At 68.3% G+C, this 5,023-nt stretch carries 5 protein-coding genes; 1 reads left to right on the top strand and 4 read right to left on the bottom strand.

Going from position 1 to position 5,023, the window contains the following annotated elements; all coding sequences use genetic code 11:
• The 3 genes from D3H34_RS30785 to D3H34_RS30775 form a co-directional block, all read right to left on the bottom strand.
• Nucleotides 1-2,065 (bottom strand): TonB-dependent siderophore receptor (locus D3H34_RS30785; protein WP_205736837.1); only part of this gene is annotated, 2,065 nt, incomplete at its 3' end.
• Between the two features lie 143 nt (nt 2,066-2,208).
• The gene (locus D3H34_RS30780) at nt 2,209-3,195 is read right to left on the bottom strand and encodes a FecR domain-containing protein (protein WP_119558639.1); all 987 of its coding nucleotides are present in this window, start codon (nt 3,193-3,195) and stop codon (nt 2,209-2,211) included.
• The gene (locus D3H34_RS30775) at nt 3,192-3,719 is read right to left on the bottom strand and encodes a sigma-70 family RNA polymerase sigma factor (RefSeq protein WP_286186479.1); all 528 of its coding nucleotides are present in this window, start codon (nt 3,717-3,719) and stop codon (nt 3,192-3,194) included. Before D3H34_RS30775 ends, D3H34_RS30780 begins: the two co-directional genes overlap by 4 nt.
• A gap of 568 nt (nt 3,720-4,287) precedes the next feature.
• On the opposite strand from D3H34_RS30775, the gene D3H34_RS30770 reads away from it, so the two are divergent.
• Nucleotides 4,288-4,782 (top strand): pyridoxamine 5'-phosphate oxidase family protein, encoded by a 495-nt coding sequence (locus D3H34_RS30770; RefSeq protein ID WP_119558637.1) that lies wholly within the window; start codon nt 4,288-4,290, stop codon nt 4,780-4,782.
• 85 nt (nt 4,783-4,867) lie between these two features.
• On the opposite strand, the gene D3H34_RS34955 is transcribed toward D3H34_RS30770, so the two are convergent.
• Nucleotides 4,868-5,023: DUF3418 domain-containing protein (locus tag D3H34_RS34955; RefSeq protein WP_119558636.1), on the bottom strand; the 156-nt coding region annotated here is incomplete at its 5' end.

The following is a 5,023-nucleotide window of genomic DNA, read 5'->3' as shown; positions in this document are numbered from 1 at the left end:
CGAACGCCGCCTTGTGGCGCGGCGAGAACGGCACCTGGTGGCCCTGGTTCGGCCCGTCCTCGAGGATGGACGCGTCGACATAGGCATAGCTGGCGTAGAAGCCATAGCCCTTCATGGAGCGCAGCGCGCTGCCCAGGTCGTAATGCACGCCGCCTTCGAGGCCCAGATGCCGGGTCTTGCCGCGCGCATAGACGCTGTTCGACTGCTGATTGCTTTCGTACTGGTTGCTGAACGTCATGCTGAACAGGCCCAGTTCGGCGCGCAAGGCGCCGTTGTCGTAGCGCGTGCCCACCTCATACGAGCGCGCCTTCTCGGGCGCCACGCTGCCGCTGGTCACGGCCGTCGCCATCTTGCTGTACTGCACCGTGCCGAAGGAACTGTCGGTGCTCGCGTAGAGGTTCCACGCGTCATTGACGTAATACATGACGTTGAGCGCGGGCAGCAGCGGCCGGTACTTGCCCGCGTCGCGCGCGCCGCTCAGCAGGTTCTGCTGCGCCGAGCGGATCTGTTCGACGCGCACGCCGGGCACGATGGTCCAGTTGCCGATGTTGATGCGGTCGTCGATGAACAGCGCATGCGCCTGGGTCTCGCCCTGCGTATGGCGGTCGTGCGGGCTGGACTCGGTGGGCAGCGCGGCGGCGCTGCCGGGCAGGCGGTAGCGGAACTCCTCGCTCTGCTCGCTCACGTAGCGGTGGCCGACGCCGATTTCATGGCGCGCTCCGGCCCAGCGAAAGCCCTGGGTGAAGCGCGTTTCGATGCCGCGCACGGTGTAGTCGCGCGGCGACAGCGAGACGAAGCTGCCTTGATCGAGATAGCCGCTGCGCAGCGTTTCGGTCTGGAAGGCCAGCACCGACAGCTGGCGCGACGCATCGGGCTTGTACTCATAGCCCGCGCTGACCAGGTTGCGGTGGCCCCAGAAGCGGTCCTTGGGACGCGTGGACTGGTAGGGATCGGCGTCGAAGTCGGCGCGCGACAGCCCGCCGGGCATGTCGGCTTCGCCGGTATAGCGCTGCAGCGTGGCCGTGAACTTGTGCGCCGCGTCCATGCGGTACTGGGTCTTGAGCATGAAGTCGTCGATGCGCGTGCCGCTGTGTTCGCGCGCATCCTCGCCGCGCACGCCCGAGTACAGCAGCACCGCGCCCAGGCCGCTGTCCAGCGTGCCACCGGCCATCAGGCTGCTCGTGGTCTTGAGCCCGCCCGAGGCCGCGTGCTCGGTCTGCACGTCGACGCTGGCCGCGGACTGCGCGGGAATCGCGCGCGTCACGAAGTTGACGATGCCGCCGACGTTCTGCGGGCCGTAGCGCACCGCGCCGCCGCCGCGCACCACGTCGACCGCATCCATGTTGCCCAGCGACACGGGCGCGAACGACAGCTGGGGCTGGCCGTAGGGCGCGAACGGCACGGGCACGCCGTCCATCAGCACCGTGGAGCGCGCGGCCAGGCGCGGGTTCAGGCCGCGCACGCCGAAGTTCAGCGCCATGTCGTGGCTGCCCGTGCCATTGTTCTCGGGCGCCATCACGCCGGGAATGCGGTTGAGCACGTCACGCATGGCCGTCGCGCCGCGCGCGCTGAAATCCGCGCGCGTCACCAGATCGCGCGCGCCCGCATGTTCGAACACGCTGGCCGCCGTGGGATCGGCCAGCCAGTTGCCGACCACGGTCACGCTGTCCATGGTGGGCGCAGCGGCCCCGACCTTGGCCGGGGCGCGCAGGCGCAGGCCGTAGACCTGACCGCCGCGATCGAAGGCCTCGAGCGGCGTGCCCTGCAGCAACTGCGCAAAGCCTTGCTGCAGCGTGAAGCGCCCGCGCAGCCCTGCGCTCTGGCGGTCCTGCGTGAGCTGGGCGTCGGCCGACCAGGCGATGCCCGCGCGCTGCGCGAACTGGTTGAGCGTGCTGCCCAGCGGGCCCGCGGGAATGTCGAAGTCCTGCGCGGCTGCGGCCGCGCTCTGGGCATAAGCGGTGGTTGCAGCCAGCGGCAGGGTCAGCGCGCCCAGGCTGGCGATCAGCGCGAGGCAGGCGTGGCGCAGAGGGCTCAGCGCGGCGGTGGCGGGAGAATGTGAAGGCACGGCAAGGATTCCAGACAGAAGATGGAAGAAGGTTTCACTTCCCATGCCACGCGCCTGTTAATAAAGCGGAACCGTTTCAGAAGATATTTTTTGGCGATTTTCAAAATGCCCTGGCATGAGGGCAGGCCATCCACTCCCCACTATCAATCCCTGGCCCTGACCGTGACCCACCAATCCGTGGTGCGCCGCACGTCCACCGGCAGGGTCTGCGCGACCATGGCCAGCACGCGGTCGGTGTCGGCGAGCGGAAAGACCCCGTCCAGCCGCAGCGCCGCGACCGCGGGGTCGCAGCCCAGGTAACCGGGCCGGTGGCGCGACAGCTCGCGCAGGAAGGCATCGAGCCGCATGTTGTCGGCGATCAGCAGGCCATCGACCCAGGCCTGGCGCGCCGCGCTCGCGGGTGCGACCGCGCCGACCTGGTGGGCACTGAACACCGTCTGTTCGCCTGCATTCAGGACCAGCGCCAGCGCCCCCGGCGCGTTGGGCGTGATGCGCACCGCGCCTTCGAACACCGCGACCTGCGTGCTGCCGGCATCGACCGAACGCACGCTGAAGCGCGTGCCCAGCGCCTGCACGCGGCCTTCGGGCGTATCGACCACCAGCGGCCGTCTGGCGGCGCCCGCCTTCTGGCCCGAGGCGATCGCGATTTCGCCGCTGCGCAGCTGGACCAGGCGCAGCGCGGCGCTGTTGACGATGGCGAGGTCGGTGTCGGCGTTGAGCCAGGCGCGCGCGCCATCGGCCAGTTCCAGCGTGCGCACCTGTCCCCTGGCCGTGCGCGCCTGCGCGATCAGCGCCTGGCCATCGGGCCAGGGCGCGGGGCGCGTCGTGAACCACGCGCCCAGGCCCGTCGCGCCCAGTACGGCCAACGAGGCCAGCGCCCGCCGCCGGCCGCGCGCTGGCGCCTGCAACGCCGCGTGGGCCACGGCTCCAGGCAGGCGGCCGAAATCGGCATTGACGGCCTCGACATAGGCCCAGGCCGCGCGATGGCGCGGATCCTGGTTCAGCCATTGCTGCCAACGCAGTCGGTCCGGCGACACCGCAGCGCCATGCGGGTCCAGTTGCGCGAACCATTCGGCCGCGGCCTGCAGGCTGCGGTAATCAGGACGAGGCGCCGTGGACGAAATGCTCATTGGGCGCTCACCGCGGCCTTGGCCAGCGCGCAGACCAGCATGGCCTGCGCCAGATACTTGCGCACCATGCGGTCCGACACGCCGAGCTCGGCCGCGTTCTCGGCCTGCGAGCAGCCGTCGAGCTGCGCCAGCAGGAAAGCCCGGCGCGCCTTGGCCGGAATGCGGGCCAGCAAGGCGTCGACTTCACACAGCGCTTGCAGAATCAGCGCGCGCTGCTCGGGTGAAGGCGCGAGCTCCTGCGGCTGCGCGGCCAATGCCTGGAGGTAAGCGTTCTCTATCGCCCGGCGGCGCCAGAGATTGGCGACCATGCCCTGGGCCAGCGTCGTCAGAAAAGCGCGCGGCTCGCGCACGCTGGCCGCCTGCCCGGAAGCGATCAGGCGCACGAAGACGTCATGCGCCAGGTCTTCGGCTTCGTGCGCAGCGCCCAGCCGGCGCCGCAGCCACTGGTGCAGCCAGCCATGGTGCTCTCGGTAAATGCGATCGACGGGCGCGCTGGACACAGGTGAAAAAGAAAACGCCGCCATGCAAGGGCGGCAGAGGTTGATATTGGGAACCATTCTCATTATTGCAAATCGGCGGAATCGCTGCCGCACGCAATGCCCCTGTCCGGGCCGCGGACAGCCAATGGCTGCCAATTCCCGCGTTTTTCGCAGTAACTGCTGGCTACCCCTTCGATCCCGTCGCCAGGATGACAGGCGTGCTCGCTGACCCGTGTGAATTGCTCTTGTTCGCAGCTGCGCTGCCGGGGAACGCGCGGCCGCGCGGCCCGAATCTGCGCGCAGACAGGCACAGCAGCGTATGTGCTGCCGGCACCGCACTTTCATTAAAGGTTTGAAACCAATCATTTCCCATGGTTGTGACAATTTGAAAAATCACGGAACTTGCAATTACACATCGTCACGCTCTCTTCAAGCCTCCTATAACTCGCTTCATGCGCTGCCAGCCCGGCACGCAAGGAGGACCTCCCATGGAATCTGTGCGCGTCGCGATGCTGAACGCCAAAGAGCCAGTGATTGCGTCGGCCGCCCGTTCGTCGCCGGCCGCATCTCCCGGCCACGGCACCGCACGGGTACACCCCACCGGACCACAATCATGACCCTCGCTCCACGTCCCACACAAACGCTGCGCGTCCTGCTCCACACGCGGCGCACCGCCACCCTGGGTACCCAGTCCCTGCAAAACGACGAAGCCCCCGGGCTGGCGCTGGTGCCGTATGCGATCGATGGCCAGGGCGAATGCCTGGTGCTGCTGGTCAGCGGCAGCGCGGCGCATGCGCGGCAGATGATCGCCCATTCCGAAGTCAGTCTGCTGGTCGCCCAAAGCGATGCCGCGCAACAGGTCGTGCATGTCCACGAACGCGTGGCCATCGTCGGCCAGGCCATGACGCCCACCCCCGGCTCGGCCGCCTGGGGCAGCGCGCGCCACGCCTACCTGCGGCGCTTTCCCGAAGCTGCGAGCATGGCCAAGCTCGGCGATTTCCGCATCGTCTGTATCACTCCGCAGCAGGCGCGCCATGTCGCGGGCTACGGCGCGACGCGCAATGTGGACCAGACCGAATTGCGCGCGCTGATGGCCTCGGCGCATTGAAGTGCGCACAGCGGCCGCGATACGCGCGCGCGTCACTTCATAAGGCTTGACGTTGCCGACGGTCACTCAGGAAGTGACCGCCATCTCAGCGCTGCAACTGCGCCCAGACCTTGTCCAGGCGCTTGACGCTCACCGGGTAGGGCGTGCGCAGCTCCTGGGCGAAAAAGCCCACGCGCAGTTCCTCGAGCATCCAGCGGTATTCCTGCATGCGCGCGTCGACCTGGCCCTTGCGTTCGGCGAC

This window comes from Acidovorax cavernicola, assembly GCF_003581445.1.
Note: the sequence above shows the minus strand (reverse complement) of the source record. Positions and strands in the feature narration are given on the sequence as shown.

Bases quoted from the DNA above. Each gene is read 5' to 3' on its own strand.
- D3H34_RS30775 (WP_286186479.1), bottom strand. From the start codon at position 3,719: ATGGCGGCGTTTTCTTTTTCACCTGTGTCCAGCGCGCCCGTCGATCGC.
- D3H34_RS30770 (WP_119558637.1), top strand. From the start codon at position 4,288: ATGACCCTCGCTCCACGTCCCACACAAACGCTGCGCGTCCTGCTCCAC.
- D3H34_RS30780 (WP_119558639.1), bottom strand. From the start codon at position 3,195: ATGAGCATTTCGTCCACGGCGCCTCGTCCTGATTACCGCAGCCTGCAG.